The sequence below is a fragment of the Nocardia sp. SSK8 genome, assembly GCF_037034205.1.
In the GTDB taxonomy this organism is placed as follows: domain Bacteria; phylum Actinomycetota; class Actinomycetes; order Mycobacteriales; family Mycobacteriaceae; genus Nocardia.
This window is the reverse complement of the sequence record NZ_JBAGKD010000002.1, coordinates 35,325-49,567: the sequence shown is the minus strand read 5'-3', so window position 1 is coordinate 49,567 and position 14,243 is coordinate 35,325. Positions and strand designations below refer to the sequence as shown.

At 69.3% G+C, this 14,243-nt stretch carries 15 protein-coding genes; 9 read left to right on the top strand and 6 right to left on the bottom strand.

Going from position 1 to position 14,243, the window contains the following annotated elements:
- Window positions 1-6: 6 nt before the first annotated feature.
- Window positions 7-363 (bottom strand): Rv2640c family ArsR-like transcriptional regulator, encoded by a 357-nt coding sequence (locus WA675_RS03780; RefSeq protein WP_336081957.1) that lies wholly within the window; start codon window positions 361-363, stop codon window positions 7-9.
- 100 nt (window positions 364-463) lie between these two features.
- Between WA675_RS03780 and WA675_RS03775 the strand changes: the two genes are divergently transcribed.
- The 4 genes from WA675_RS03775 to WA675_RS03760 all read left to right on the top strand — a co-directional run bounded on the left by WA675_RS03775 (window position 464) and on the right by WA675_RS03760 (window position 2,922).
- Window positions 464-982: an ArsI/CadI family heavy metal resistance metalloenzyme gene (locus tag WA675_RS03775; RefSeq protein WP_336081955.1), complete on the top strand. Its 519-nt coding sequence runs from the start codon at window positions 464-466 to the stop codon at window positions 980-982.
- A gap of 76 nt (window positions 983-1,058) precedes the next feature.
- Window positions 1,059-1,433 carry an ArsR/SmtB family transcription factor gene (locus tag WA675_RS03770; protein WP_442945555.1) on the top strand — a complete coding sequence of 125 codons (375 nt, stop codon included), beginning with the start codon at window positions 1,059-1,061 and terminating at the stop codon, window positions 1,431-1,433.
- On the top strand, window positions 1,430-2,509 hold the full coding sequence (gene arsB / locus WA675_RS03765; protein ID WP_336081952.1) for an ACR3 family arsenite efflux transporter: 1,080 nt from the start codon (window positions 1,430-1,432) through the stop codon (window positions 2,507-2,509). Before WA675_RS03770 ends, arsB begins: the two co-directional genes overlap by 4 nt.
- On the top strand, window positions 2,506-2,922 hold the full coding sequence (locus WA675_RS03760) for an arsenate reductase ArsC (protein WP_336081950.1): 417 nt from the start codon (window positions 2,506-2,508) through the stop codon (window positions 2,920-2,922). The genes arsB and WA675_RS03760 overlap by 4 nt, the downstream gene beginning before the upstream one ends.
- A gap of 168 nt (window positions 2,923-3,090) precedes the next feature.
- Here the strand turns inward: WA675_RS03760 and WA675_RS03755 are convergent, their stop codons facing one another.
- The 3 genes from WA675_RS03755 to WA675_RS03745 all read right to left on the bottom strand — a co-directional run bounded on the left by WA675_RS03755 (window position 3,091) and on the right by WA675_RS03745 (window position 5,213).
- On the bottom strand, window positions 3,091-3,351 hold the full coding sequence (locus WA675_RS03755; RefSeq protein ID WP_336081948.1) for a hypothetical protein: 261 nt from the start codon (window positions 3,349-3,351) through the stop codon (window positions 3,091-3,093).
- Window positions 3,352-3,545: 194 nt separating this feature from the next.
- On the bottom strand, window positions 3,546-4,823 hold the full coding sequence (locus WA675_RS03750; RefSeq protein ID WP_336081946.1) for a PucR family transcriptional regulator: 1,278 nt from the start codon (window positions 4,821-4,823) through the stop codon (window positions 3,546-3,548).
- A 222-nt stretch (window positions 4,824-5,045) separates the two neighbouring features.
- The gene (locus tag WA675_RS03745) at window positions 5,046-5,213 is read right to left on the bottom strand and encodes a hypothetical protein (protein WP_336081945.1); all 168 of its coding nucleotides are present in this window, start codon (window positions 5,211-5,213) and stop codon (window positions 5,046-5,048) included.
- 284 nt (window positions 5,214-5,497) lie between these two features.
- On the opposite strand from WA675_RS03745, the gene WA675_RS03740 reads away from it, so the two are divergent.
- The 4 genes from WA675_RS03740 (at window position 5,498) to WA675_RS03725 (ending at window position 11,545) form a co-directional block, all read left to right on the top strand.
- Window positions 5,498-6,601, top strand: a complete 1,104-nt coding sequence (locus WA675_RS03740; protein ID WP_336081944.1) for a PEP/pyruvate-binding domain-containing protein — start codon at window positions 5,498-5,500, stop codon at window positions 6,599-6,601.
- A gap of 125 nt (window positions 6,602-6,726) precedes the next feature.
- A complete protein-coding gene (locus tag WA675_RS03735; RefSeq protein ID WP_336081942.1) occupies window positions 6,727-7,872 on the top strand; it encodes a PEP-utilizing enzyme in 1,146 nt (381 codons plus the stop codon).
- Between the two features lie 63 nt (window positions 7,873-7,935).
- Entirely contained in the window at window positions 7,936-9,219 is a 1,284-nt protein-coding gene (locus tag WA675_RS03730) for an MFS transporter (protein ID WP_336081941.1), read from the top strand.
- 34 nt (window positions 9,220-9,253) lie between these two features.
- Window positions 9,254-11,545: an FdhF/YdeP family oxidoreductase gene (locus WA675_RS03725; protein WP_336081940.1), complete on the top strand. Its 2,292-nt coding sequence runs from the start codon at window positions 9,254-9,256 to the stop codon at window positions 11,543-11,545.
- On the opposite strand, the gene WA675_RS03720 is transcribed toward WA675_RS03725, so the two are convergent.
- Together WA675_RS03720 and WA675_RS03715 are read right to left on the bottom strand one after the other, a co-directional pair.
- Window positions 11,542-11,946 carry a DUF302 domain-containing protein gene (locus tag WA675_RS03720; protein WP_336081938.1) on the bottom strand — a complete coding sequence of 135 codons (405 nt, stop codon included), beginning with the start codon at window positions 11,944-11,946 and terminating at the stop codon, window positions 11,542-11,544. The genes WA675_RS03725 and WA675_RS03720 overlap by 4 nt on opposite strands.
- A 148-nt stretch (window positions 11,947-12,094) precedes the next feature.
- Entirely contained in the window at window positions 12,095-13,450 is a 1,356-nt protein-coding gene (locus WA675_RS03715) for a flavin monoamine oxidase family protein (protein WP_336081937.1), read from the bottom strand.
- Between the two features lie 113 nt (window positions 13,451-13,563).
- Here WA675_RS03715 and WA675_RS03710 point away from each other — a divergent pair, with 113 nt between their 5' ends.
- Window positions 13,564-14,205, top strand: coding sequence for a TetR/AcrR family transcriptional regulator (locus tag WA675_RS03710; protein ID WP_336081935.1), 642 nt, complete (start codon window positions 13,564-13,566; stop codon window positions 14,203-14,205).
- The last annotated feature ends 38 nt before the right edge of the window (window positions 14,206-14,243 follow it).

The window sequence follows — 14,243 nt, the reverse complement described above, 5'->3', positions numbered from 1 at the left end:
CCGGGGCTAGCAGCAGTTCGGGTCAAGCACCACGCACAAAGCGGCCAGCGCGTCCCGCCGCGCCCGGTGGAAAGTGTTCATCCCCCGCCGCTCGGAGGCCACCAGCCCGGCCTTCCGCAGCTGCCCGAGATGATGCGAGACCGTGGATTCCGCAAGCCCGACGGCGGCCGCGAGCTCGCCGCCGTTCCGCTCACCATCGGCGGTGGTGAGCAGCAGGGAGATCAGCTTGACCCGGACCGGGTCGGCGATCGCCTTGAGCCGCAGGGCCACTTCCAGAGCAGCCGCATCGTCGACCGGGCCCGCGGCGACGGGCGCGCAGCAGACCGGCGCGGACATATCGATCACGGGCAGTGCCTTGGGCATGGGACCGACTGTACGCGCGGTATTGACATATGTCGAAAAGGTGGCGCAGACTCGACCACACCAGTTCTTCGACATATGTCTCACAAGTGGAGGTTCGATCATGTCCCGTATCCAGCTCGCCCTCAATGTCGACGACCTCGACACCGCCGTCGCCTTCTACACGACCCTGTTCGCCACCGAACCGGCCAAGCGCAAGCCCGGCTACGCCAATTTCGCCGTCGCCGAGCCGCCGTTGAAGCTGGTCCTCATCGAGAACCCCGGCGAGGGTGGATCCATCAACCATCTCGGCGTCGAGGTCGAGACCTCCGACCAGGTCCACGACGAGATCGCCCGCCTCTCCGAAGCCGGGCTGTTCACCGAGGAGCAGATCGCGACCACATGTTGCTTCGCCACCCAGGACAAGGTGTGGGTGAGCGGGCCCGGTGGTGAGCGCTGGGAGGTCTACACCGTGCTCGCCGACAGCGAGTCCTTCGGCACCGCACCGGATCCGGGGCTCATCGATGCCGAGGCGATCGGCGTGTGCTGCGGCACGACCGCCGAAGCCGAGGCCGAAGGCGCCTGCTGCGGAACCGAGGCGAAGGAGAAGGCCGTCGCGTCCGGAGCGGGCTGCTGCGGCTGACCCGTCGCGGCGGCCGCGTGAGAGTTCACCCGGTGTTCGTTTGCTTTCTCGCTTCGATATCGATCAATATCGATAGATGTCGAATCGAGAGATATCGCTGAGTGTGGCCTCACCCGCGTGTGAGGCCACACCGCGCATCCGCCCGCCGATGACCGGCGAGACCGCGACCGAGCTGGCGGTGGTGTTCAAGGCCCTGGCTGACCCGGTCCGGTTGCGCCTGCTCTCGGCGATCGCTGCGCGTGCCGACGGCGAAGCCTGCGTGTGCGATCTGTCGACCGGCATCGATGTCTCCCAGCCGACCATCTCCCACCATCTGAAGGTGCTGCGTGAGGCCGGGCTGCTGACCAGTGAACGGCGTGCCTCGTGGGTCTATTACCGGGTCGTCCCGCAGGTGCTGACGCGGCTGGCCGATGCGCTCGCGGCCGAGGCCGGGACCGCGGTGAACGCGTGAGCGCGACGACCGGCACCCCGGCCGTCGTCGGCAAGCTGTCGACGCTGGACCGGTTTCTGCCCGTGTGGATCGGCGTGGCCATGGCCGCCGGACTGCTCCTCGGACGGGCGATTCCGAGCCTGGGTGACACGCTGAGCGCCGTCGAGGTCGACGGGATCTCGCTGCCGATCGCCCTCGGCCTGCTGATCATGATGTACCCGGTGCTGGCCAAGGTCCGCTACGACCGCCTCGACACCGTCACCGGCGATCGCAAGCTCCTGCTCGGCTCACTGGTCCTCAACTGGATCCTCGGCCCCGCGTTGATGTTCGCCCTGGCGTGGCTACTGCTGCCGGATCTGCCGGAGTACCGGACCGGACTGATCATCGTCGGCCTGGCCCGCTGCATCGCCATGGTCATCATCTGGAACGACCTCGCCTGCGGCGATCGGGAAGCCGCCGCGGTGCTCGTGGCCCTGAATTCGGTGTTCCAAGTGATCATGTTCGCCGTCCTGGGCTGGTTCTACCTCTCGGTCCTGCCCGGCCTGCTCGGCCTGGAACAAACCACCATCGATATCTCACCCTGGCAGATCGCGAAATCCGTGCTGATCTTCCTCGGGATCCCGCTGCTGGCCGGGTACCTCACCCGCAGCTTCGGTGAACGCGCCATGGGCCGCGACTGGTACGAATCCAGCTTCCTGCCCAAGATCGGGCCATGGGCGCTGTACGGGCTGCTGTTCACCATCGTGATCCTGTTCGCCCTGCAAGGCGATCAGATCACCTCCCGGCCTTGGGATGTGGTGCGGATCGCGATTCCGCTGCTGGCCTACTTCGCGATCATGTGGGGCGGCGGGTACCTGCTCGGCGCGGCACTGGGCCTCGGCTACGCGCGCACCACCACCCTCGCGTTCACCGCCGCGGGCAACAACTTCGAACTCGCCATCGCCGTCGCGATCGCCACCTACGGCGCCACCTCGGGCCAAGCCCTGGCGGGGGTCGTCGGCCCGCTCATCGAGGTCCCCGTCCTGGTCGCCCTGGTCTACGTCTCCCTGGCCCTGCGCCATCGATTCCCCGCCACCGAAAGGCTTTCCACGCCATGACCACCACGCCCAGTGTCCTGTTCGTCTGCGTCCACAATGCCGGACGCTCCCAGATGGCCGCCGGTTTCCTCACCCACCTCGCCGGGGACGCCATCGAAGTCCGTTCCGCCGGTAGCGCACCCGCCGATCAGGTCAATCCCGCCGCGGTCGCGGCGATGGCGGAACTCGGCATCGATATCTCCGATCGGACTCCGAAGATCCTCACCTACGACGCGGTGGAAACCTCCGATGTCGTGATCACCATGGGCTGCGGGGACACCTGTCCCGTCTTCCCCGGCGTCCGCTACCGCGACTGGACACTCGACGATCCCGCCGGGCAGGACGTGGCGGCGGTGCGCCCGATCCGGGACCGGATCAAGAACCTGGTCGAAGACCTGATCGCCGAGCTGCTACCGACCGCACCCCCAGCGTGAGACCGTCCCGGTCGCCGCGGCACTGACGCAGGGCCGTGCACACCCGGGTCGACAGCGGCGGCCGGTCGCGAGCGAGCCACCAGCTGACGGCGGCGACCCCGTACCCGGCCAGGACCGAGCCGACGGCCAGGACACCGAGAGCGCCGAGGACGAGCAGCGTCATGCCGTTCATCGCTGGGCTCCCGGCGACTGGGCGCGGATCCGGTCGGAGCGGGCGCGGCGGGCCGCGTCGGCCAGGTCGACGATGTCGTAGGCCATGGCACAGCTCTCCCACAGGAGATCGCGGCCCGAGGTGGCCGCCGCGGCCTGCCGGATGCCCTGCTGCCGGATGAGCACGGCCGCCTGGAGCTCGCGGACCAGCTCACCGAGCGCGTGCAGGTCGTCCGCGGCCGTGTCCAGCCAGGCACCCACCGATGTCTGCAACTTCATTGTCGCCACCCCGCCCGGATGTGTTGAGTGAACATTTGTACACTGAATACGACAAGGCTATCGGGAACCGGCGGTACCGGCAACTCCCGGAATTGTGGCCGACGCGACAGTAGAGGCTAGCGCTCCGGAGGCAGGAAGCGATAGTAGGTGACGGCACGGCCGAGCGGCGCCGTACTCGCGGCGAGCCCGGCGGATCAGCCCGCGCGGGAGCGGGTTTCGCGGTCGGTGCGCAGGGTGGGGGTGCGGCCGGAGCCGCGGTGGGCGCGGATCAACAGCGCGGCGCGCAGATAACAGAGGCCGGTGATGTCGTTGAGGTCGAAACCGGTGAGCTGGCCGATGCGCTTGAGGCGGTAGTCGACGGTGTTGGTGTGCACGAACAGTTCGCGCGCGGTCTGGGTGCGCCGCATGTTCGAGGCCATGTACACCTCGAGGGTCTGCAGCAATTCCGGGTGCGATTCCAGGGAATCGACAATGGAACTCAGGTAGTCGCGGGCCGGACCCTGCCGGGTGAGCTGATATTCGAAGGCCAATTCGTGCGGCCGGTAGACCTTGCTCTCCCCGTCGAGCCGGTGCACTATTTCCACCAGCTCGTGGACCTGTTCGGCGGCCCGCGGAATATCGGCGGGCGGGGCGGGCATCGTCACCGCGCGGACCGGAACCTGCGCGGCCGTCGACAACGCGGCGATCAAGGCGTCCAATTCGGATTCGGAGAATTCGGACGTGGGCAGCAACAGGGTGCCGCCGTCGACACTGAGCAGCGACAGCACTTTGCCGACACACTGATTCGCCAATTCGGCCTGCACCCGCCGCAATTTGCGCCGGGCGACCACATTCGCGTCCAGCGAGGGGTCGAGCTCCTCGGGATGCGGCGGCAGGGCGAGCGCGATGACGTGATACCGCTCGGCGACCTCGATTCCGCACTCCCGGGCCATCGTGGAGGTGCTCTGGCCGCCCAGCAGCGCGGAGGTCAGCGTGTGCACGGCCGTGTGGTGCTCGCTGACCACCGAACGCAGTTCCCGGACGTAGGCCATCGAGACCGCGGAGGTGATCATGTTCTGGACGTCGGTGAGCCTGCGGGCCACGCCGACCACGGTCTCGTGGTCGTGGTCGTGGTTGCTCACATGGGCGGTGACCAGGTCGAAGCCGAGCTTGAAACCCTCGTGCACGGCGGTGTGGATGGTGTCGATGGGAATGCCCTCGCGGGCCCAGCCCGCGGCGGCCGCCTGGATCCGCTCCAGCCGTCCCGGCAGGTCCCGGCCGTCGAGCACGCCACCGGTGAGTTCCAGGCACACCCGGGTCACGGCGGTGACATCACCGTCGAGCACCTCACCGGGCAGCGTTGCGCAGGGCACGACATTCTCGATGAAATGTCCGACCATCTGGCGGGAAATCGTCCGCACGTCCTTGAGCGGGGTCGAGACCGGACGACCGGCGGCGGTCAGGAACGGAGCGATGGATCGTGAGCCTGCCATGGTGAATCCTTCCCACCCAGATCAACTGGGCAAGCTCCCAACTTACCGTGAACGACACGCCGCCGCCTCGCCTTTGCTTGTGAGCAACGGCAACGTCGATCCCGGATCGATTAGGGGTTCCTACAAAAATCGGGGCCACCCGGCGACGGCGAATCGCGGCGGGACCGCGCACTCCCGCGCACAGGGCGATGCGCCACCGCCGGGGGCACTCCGGCTGACCCGTTACAGGCAGAAGCTCACTTCGACGGGGCCGACCGGGATGGGCAGGCACACCTCCACCGAACCGACGATCGGTTCCGGCGCTGCCGCGGTGGCCGTTCCGGCGCTGAGCGCACCGGCGGTCAGCACCAGGGCGACGACGGCGAGCGGACGGGCGGTTCTGGATTTCATAACGTAGACCTCGATTGCATTGTGTGACACATCCCCATCTCGGGGACATCTCGATCAGATCACAATGGACACTTCGAGCGGCGAAATCTGTTGAGTTTCTGACTTTCTCCGCACAATGCGCGAAAACGTCATGGATACCTACAACATCGATCGCCGCCCGCGAGACCCGGCCCGGCGACCCCCTCCCCCTTTCACTTTATACCCGATTCCGGGCCCTCATGACGTGCCGGTTTCTGGTCCATAATCGCTCGCGTCGCAGGGAAACCACCAGGTGAGGAGCAGGAATGAGCTATGTGCTCGACTTCGGGGAGATCGACCGCACCCAGGGCGCGCTGGTGGGTGGCAAGGGCGCGAACCTCGGCGAGCTGGCCCGCGTGGCGGGGGTCTCGGTGCTACCGGGCTTCTGTGTGAGCACCGCGGCGTTCACCCGCGCGCTCGCGGACGCGCCGGAGCTCGATGGGCTGCTCGATGGGCTCACGCGCCTGGCGCCCGAGGATCGCGACGGCATCGCGGTGCGCAGTGCGCGGGTCCGGCAGACGATCGAGACGCTCACCGTCCCCGCCGAGGTGGCCGAGGCGATCCTCGCCGCGCACGCCCGCCTCGGCGTGGACGACGCCTACGCGGTGCGGTCGAGCGCCACCGCCGAGGACCTGCCCACCGCATCCTTCGCGGGACAGCAGGACACCTACCTGAACATCGTCGGTTCGGCGGCGATCCTCGCGCACTTCCGCCGGTGCTGGGCCTCGCTGTTCACCGAACGGGCGGTGACCTACCGGCTGCGGAACGGCTTCGGGCACACCGCGATCCGGATGGCGGTGGTGGTGCAGCGGATGGTCTTCCCGCGGGCGGCGGGCATCCTGATGACGGCCGATCCGGTCTCCTCGGACCGGCGGGTGGTGTCGATCGACGCGGGCTTCGGGCTGGGCGAGGCGCTGGTGTCGGGGCTGGTGAACGCCGACAACTACCGGGTGCGCGACGGGGTGGTCGTCGACCGGTCCGTCGCGACCAAGAAGCTCGCCGTCGAGGCGGCGCCGGGCGGCGGCACCCGGGAGCGCGCACTCGCGGGACCCGAGCGCGACGCGCCGGTGCTCACCGATGACGAGGTGCTGGGGCTGGCCCGGCTGGGCCGCCGGATCGAAGCCCACTTCGGCAGCCCGCAGGACATCGAGTGGTGTCTGGATGGCGACGCGCCGTGGATCGTGCAGAGCAGGCCGATCACCACGCTGTTCCCGATTCCGGCGGCGGCCGACGACGGCCCTCACGTCTACATCTCCGTGGGCCACCAGCAGATGATGACCGATGCGATGAAGCCGCTGGGGATCTCGTTCTGGCAGCGCACGAGCAGCGCCCCCATGCGGGACGCGGCGCGAGCAGCGACGCCTCCCTGACCACCCTGCGGACGAAGATCAGCGGCCTCACCGGCCCGGCCCTGCTCGATTTCGTCCGCGACGACATCGGCGAACTGCGGCGCGACCTGTTCAGCCCGCAGAGCCTGCGGCTGATCATGGTGGCCATGGGCGCGACCACCTGGCTCAACGACCGGTTGCGGGAATGGCTCGGGGAGAAGAACGCCGCCGACGCGCTCACCCAGTCGGTGCCCGGCAACATCACCTCGGAGATGGGGCTGGCGCTGCTCGATGTCGCCGATGTGCTGCGCCCGCGCCCGGCGGTCGTGGCGTACCTGCGGCAGGTCGAGGAGACCGGGACCACCGGCGATTTCCTCGACGAGCTGGCCGATCGGCCCGGCGGGCAGGCCGCCCGCGCCGCCGTCGAGGACTTCCTCGACAAGTACGGGATGCGCTGCGCGGGCGAGATCGACATCACCCGGCCGCGCTGGCGCGAGGAACCCACCACGCTCGTGCCGATCCTGCTCGGCAATATCCGCAACTTCGCGCCCGGTGCGGGAGCACAGCGCTTCGAGGACGGCCGGGCCGACGCCGAACGGGACCGGCGACGGCTGCTCGGCCTGTTGCGCGCCCTGCCCGACGGCGAGCGCAAGGCCGCCGAGACCGACCGGATGATCGACCGCGTCCGCGCGTTCTCGGGTTACCGCGAGTACCCGAAGTACGGGATGGTGCGCCGGTACGCCGTCTACAAGCAGGCGCTGCTCGGTGAGGCCGACCGGCTCGTGGCGGCCGGGGTGCTGGCAGCCCCCGACGACATCTTCTACCTCCGGCTCGACGAACTCGCCGAGGTCGTCGCCACCCGACGCGCCGACGCGGGCCTGATCGCCGCGCGACGGGCCGAGTTCCGGAGATTCGAATCCCTCACCGCGCCACGGGTACTCACCTCCGACGGAGAGGCGCTCACCGGCGCCTACCGGCGCGCGGATCTGCCCGCGGGCGCGCTGCCCGGAACGGCGGTCTCGGCGGGCACGGTCGAGGGGCGGGCACGGGTGGTCACCGATCTCGCGCGGGCCGATCTGGATCCGGGCGACATCCTGGTCACCGCCTACACCGATCCGAGCTGGACGCCGTTGTTCGTGGCCGTCGCGGGCCTGGTGACCGAGGTCGGCGGGCTGATGACCCACGGTGCGGTGATCGCCCGCGAATACGGGCTGCCCGCCGTGGTCGGCGTGGAACACGCCACCGCCCGCATCCGCGACGGGCAGCGCATTCGGGTGCACGGCACCGAGGGCTACGTCGAGATCCTGACGTAGCGCGTTTCGCTCACCGTGCGTGCGCGCCCGGTGCCCTGGTGCGCACTCTGCGACGATGGGCTGATGAGCACCGCCACCCGACCGGGTGTGATCACCGCAGGCACGCTGTTTCTGTTGTCGTCGCTGTACTTCGCGCAGGGGCTGCCGTTCGGCTTCTTCACCCAGGCGCTGCCGGTGGTGCTGCGCGAATCGGGCTATTCGCTGGTGGTGATCAGCGCCTCGGGGGTGCTGTTCCTGCCGTGGGCGCTGAAGTTCCTGTGGGCGCCGTATGTCGACCGGTACGGCACCCGGCGCACCTGGCTGCTGGTCCTGCAGCTCTCGGCGGCGGCCGTCGCGGCGGTGCTGGCCTGCCTGGACCTGTCGGCCTCGCTGCGCTGGCTGTTCGCGGGCATCGTCGTGGTGAATCTGCTCTCGGCCACCCAGGACGTAGCCACCGACGGGCTCGCGGTGCGGCTGCTCGGCCCGCGCGAACGCGGGCTGGGCAACGGCATCCAGGTCGGCGCGTACCGGATCGGGATGATCGTGGGTGGCGGTGCGCTGCTGTGGGTGTTCGCGCTGGCGGGCTGGCGGATGGTGTTCGTGGCGATGGCGCTGCTGCTCGTCGTCACCACCGTGCCGGTGTGGCTGCTGCGCGAACCGGCCGGGGACCGGCCCCCGCGCCCGCGCCCCACCGAACTGCTGGGCACCTGGCTCACCCGGCTGCGGCGCCCGGGCATCCTGACCTTCATCGCCCTGATCGCCGCGTTCAAGTTCGGCGACTCGATGGCCTCCGCGCTGACCGGTCCGTTCCTGTCCGACCGGGGCCTGGATCTCGGGCAGATCGCGCTGATCAAGGGCGTGCTGTCCTCGGCGGGCGCGCTGGCCGGAGCGGCGTTCGGCGGCTGGCTGGCCTACCGCTTCGGCCGCCGCCACGCCCTGCTGATCGGCGGGATCACCCAGACCGCGAGCATCGCGCTGTACCTGGTCGCGGCGCTGGGCTTCGGCGGAGTCGAACTGCTCGTCGCGGCCGGGCTGGCCGAGCACATTTTCGGTGGCGCCGCCACGGTCGCGGTGTTCGCGCTCATGATGGACGCCGCCGAGCGCGCGTACGCGGGCAGCGACTACACGCTGCTGGCCTGCGCGGTGGTGGTCGTGCAGGGCGTGGCGGGGATGGCGGCGGGCATCGTCGGCGAGGCGGCCGGGTATCCGGCGCTGTTCGCCACCGGCATGGTGCTGTCCGGGCTCGGGTGCGCGGCGCTGATCCTCGGATTGTCGCGGGGGCTGGGCCCGGCGAGTCTCTATCGCGCGCTCGCGGCGGCGGGCACGGATTCCGGGGCGCGCGCGAGTACGATTCGAGCTGGTACCTGAAATGGTGTTTTCCGACGTCGTCGAAGGGATTGTCATGGCCATCGATTCCAGCAATCGGATCGACTCCGGCGACAGTCCGGAATTCAAGCCTTATCACCATCCCGCCGCTGGCTGGGGTGCCGCGAAATCGGTCACCGAGTTCATGATCGGGAAAGAGAAGGAACCGATTCTCGGTTCCCGCGCCATCCTGAAGATGAACCATGAGAACGGCGGTTTCGACTGCCCCGGGTGCGCCTGGCCGGATTCGATCAAGGGCATCCATCTCGATATCTGCGAGAACGGCATCAAGCACGTCACCTGGGAGATGACGCACAAGCGGGTGGGGCCGGAATTCTTCGCCCGGCACAGTGTCTCGGAGCTGGCCACCTGGAGCGACCATGACCTGGAGAACCAGGGCAGGCTCACCGAGCCGATGAGCTACGACCCGGACACCGACCACTACGTCCCGATCAGCTGGGCCGACGCCTACGCGCTGGCGGGCACGGCGCTGCGCGAACTCGACGACCCCGATCAGGCTGCCTTCTACACCTCCGGCCGGCTCGGCAACGAGGCCACCTTCCTCTACCAGCTGATGGCGCGCGAATTGGGCACCAATAATCTGCCCGACTGCTCGAACATGTGTCACGAGGCCAGCGGGCGGGCGCTGCAGGCCGCGCTGGGCACCGGCAAGGGCACCTGCGATCTGGCGGACTGGGAGACCACCGACGCGCTGTTCATCCTGGGCGTCAACGCCGCGTCCAACGCCCCGCGCATGCTGACGGCGCTGGCCGAGGCCGATCGCCGCGGCGCGCGGATCGTGCACATCAATCCGCTGGTCGAGGCGGGCGCGACCCGCACGATCATCCCGCACGAGTTCCGGAACATGGCCACCTTCCACGCCACCAGCACCTCCACGCTCAATCTTCAGCCGCGCATCGGCGGCGATTTCGCGCTGCTGCGCGGCATGGCGAAGGCCGTGCTCGAGCAGGCCGCGTCCGATCCGCACGCGCTCGACCAGCAGTTCATCGAGCGCTACACGCACGGCTTCGAGGAGTATCGGGCCGCGGTGGCGGCCACCCCGTGGTCGCTGATCGAGGAACAGTCCGCGCTCACCGAAGCCGAGGTGCGCGAGGCGGCGCGGGTGTACGGCGAGGCCGACCGCAGCATCATCAGCTGGTGCCTGGGCGTGACCCAGCACGAACACGGCGTCGACACCATTCGCGAGATCGTGAACCTGCTGCTGTTGCGCGGCAATCTGGGCCGCGAGGGGGCGGGTCCGTCGCCGGTGCGCGGGCACAGCAATGTGCAGGGCAATCGCACCTGCGGCATCGACAACACTCCGCCCGCGCGATTCCTGGACCGGCTCGACGAGGTCTGCGGGATCACCGCGCCCCGGGCGAACGGTTACGACGTGGTCGGCACCATCGAGGCGATGCAGGCGGGCAAGCTGCGGGTGTTCATGGCCATGGGCGGCAATTTCGCGTTGGCCGCACCCGACTCCGCCTACACCTTCGAGGCGCTGCGCAAGTGCGACCTCACCATCCAGGTGAGCACCAAGCTCAACCGCAGTCATCTCGTGCACGGCACCCGCGCGCTGATCCTGCCGTGCCTGGGCCGCACCGAGCGCGACGAGCAGCGGGGCGGCCTGCAGCAGACCTCGGTGGAGGACTCGATGGCGATGGTGCACCTGTCGAAGGGGATGAAGAAGCCCGCCTCCCCGCATCTGCGGTCCGAGCCCGCGATCGTCGCCGGTATCGCCCGGGCCGCGCTGCCGGACAGCACGACCGCGTGGGAGCACTACGTCGAGGACTACGACCGGATCCGCGACACCATGGCCGAGGTGCTGGACGGTTTCGAGGACTTCAACCGCCGGGTGCGCCTGCCGCTGGGGTTCCGGATCAAGCAGCCCGCGCGGGAACTGATCTTCCTCACGCCGAGCGGCAAGGCCGAATTCTCGACGGCGGCGCTGCCCGATACGACCCCCGAGCCCGGCACGCTGTCGCTGGCGACGGTGCGCTCACACGACCAGTGGAACACCACCATCTACTCCGACGACGACCGCTACCGCGGCATCAAGAATCTGCGCACCCTGGTCTTCATGAACCGCGACGACATGCGCGAGCGCGGTCTGTCGGAATTCGACGAGGTCGACATCACCAGCATCGCCCGCGACGGCAGCAGGCGGTCGGTGCAGCGCTACAAGGTCGTCCCGTACAACATCCCGCGCGGCTGCGCGGCCGGGTACATGCCCGAGCTCAACGTACTGTGCGCGATCGGCGACTTCAGCACGCAGAGCGATCAGCCGATCATGAAGAACCTCACGGTCGTCATCGAACGCTCGGCTTAGGTCCCACTCGCCAGCGTGTCGATGGCCGCCCGCAGTTTCGCGGTGGCCTCGGCCGCGACCGCCTCGAGCGCCGGATCACCGGTGACCTGCACCATCAGCGCCGGGTTCATGGCCTCGACGACGACAGCGGCAGGGTCCTCACGGTCGCGGCGGACGAGGACGTTGCACGGCAGCAGCAGGCCGATCTGCGCATTGGCGCCGACCGCCTGGTTCGCCAGCGGCGGGTTGCACGCGCCGAGGATCCGGTAGTCCTCGATCTCGGCGTCGATCTTGGTTTTCAGCGTCGAGCGCAGGTCGATATCGGTGAGCACCCCGAACCCCTGGGCGGCCAGGGCTTCGCGGGTGCGTTCGACGGCCTCGTCGAAGCCGGTGTGCAGGGTGGTCGACAATGCGAGCTCCATGCTGGTGTGCCTCCTTCTCACGCGGCGCGGCTGTCCCGCCAACCTACCGCTACCTGGACCGAGCCCTCGGCCGATCATGACCACGCCGACCGCCACACCGACCACCGCCGCGTTGACGACCGCCGTCAGGGCGACAGGTCGTCGGGGCTCAGGAGGACAGCCGGTCCAGGATTTCGGCCGCGGCGCGTCGACCGGAGCGGACGGCGCCGTCCATGTAGCCGTTCCAGATGTCGGCGGTCTCGGCGCCTGCCCAGTGGATGCGGCCGACCGGTTCGGCGAGTGCCGGGCCGTACTGGGTCCAGGCGCCCGCGCCCAGGCGGCCGCCATAGCAGCCGCGGGTGAATTCCTCGGCGGTCCAGTCCTGTTCGAGGTAGTCGGTGGGGGCGGCGGCCTGGGGGCCGAACAGGTCGGTGAGGGTGGCGACGGCGACCGCGCGGCGTTCCTCCGCACTCCAGCGGGCGGCGGTGCGGGCGTGCGCGCCCTCGAAGAAACCGACGAGGACGCCGCATGATCCGTCCGGTGGGGAGTTGTCGAGGGTGACGCTGAGGGCGCCGTCGAGGTCGAAGGCGAAACCGCTCAGGCCGCTGGTGCGCCAGAACGGGGTGGGATAGGCGATCTGGACCTTGATCACCGACCCCATCGGGATCTGCTGGGTGAGCCCGTCGCGCTGGGCGGGCAGTGCCGGGCGGTAGACGAGGCGACCGGCCAGCGTCGGTGGGATGGCCACGATGACGTGCCCGGCGCTGACCGTGCGCTCCGGGGTGGAGACGCGCACTTCGTTCTCGTCCTGGGCGATCGCGTAGACCGGCGCGTTCAGGGTGACGACCGCCGCGCCGAGATCCGCGGCCACTTCCTCGGCGATCCGATGCGTGCCGCCGACCACCCGCGAGTCCTGGGCGCCGCCGGTGACGCCGACGAGCATATCGATCAGGCCGCCGGACTTGATATAGAACAGGAAGTGCAGCAGCGACATCTCCGCCGGTTCGGCCGAGAACACCGCAGGCACGACCGCGCCCCAGAAGGCCAGCGCCTCGGTGTCGGTGGTGGCGCCGCGCAACCATTCGTCGAGAGTGCGGCGATCCAGCTCGGCGGCCTCGGGTGTGGTCCACGGTGCCGACAGCGACACCGTCCCGGCGAGTGCCTCCAGCTCGGCCTGCATCCGGCCCACCTCCCCGGCCGCGGCGCCGGACAGGCCGAAGGTCGCGTCGCCGTAGCGGGTCACGGTGCCGCGATAGCGCGTCAGCGCGTCGCCGGTGTCGTAGGTGGGGAAGGTCGGCAGGCCCAGTTCGTCGATCAGCGCGCGGACCGCGGTCTGGGACGGGCCGATCCACTGCCCGCCCAGTTCCACCGGCACGCCGTTGGCCAGGGTGCCACCGTAGGTGCGGCCCGCGACCCGGTCGCGCGCCTCCAGCACCCGGACCGTCCGGCCCGCGTCCCGCAACACCCGGGCGGCGGTCACCCCGGCCAGCGCGGCACCCACCACGACAACATCGACATCGGTCATCTCGGGACCTTTCGAAGAAACTCGGTCATCTGTATGACTGTAAGATAGGTCACGGTCAGAGGGTGTGCAAGAGTTGTGGCGATATTCGTGCGGCGTGCAGATGAGGAGATCGCGTGGTTTACGTCAGGGCTTCCGAGCGCGAGGAACAGATCGTCGCGGCGGCCGTCAGCGTGCTCAGCGAGGTGGGCGTGCCCGCGACGACGCTGCGCGCGGTCGCCGCCAGGGCCGAGGTCCCGCTGGGCACGCTGCAGTATGTGTTCCCGTCCAAGGACAAGCTGCTGCGCGCGGTCATCACCCGGCTGATCGACGACATCGCCGAGGCGCTGCGGGCACAGGGCGTCCTCGACCGGGGCGTGGAATACGCGCTGCGCCAAGGGGTAACGGGATTCTGGGAACGCCTGGTCGACGACCACGCGGGCTTGCAGATCATGCAGTACGAACTGATGACATACTCGCTGCGCAGCGAGACCGACGGCAGTCTGGCCCGGCTGCAGTACGAGCGCTACACCACCGCCGTCACCGAGTTCTGCGAGCAGGCGGCGCGCGCTGCGGGCGAGCGCTGCGCGGTCGGTTTCGAGACTATCGGCCGGCTGGCGCTCGCCCAGATCGACGGGCTCATCCTGCAATACGCGGCCAACCCCGACCCGATCCGCGCCCGGCGCGACCTGGACCAGGCCATCGAGATGCTCGTGCTGTTCGCCGACCCGCAGCCGGTCGCGCGCGGCCGGCGCCCGGGCCCGCCGGTCACCGGATAGCGTCGCTCCGCCGCGAACCCTTGCGCGGCCGGTCGATC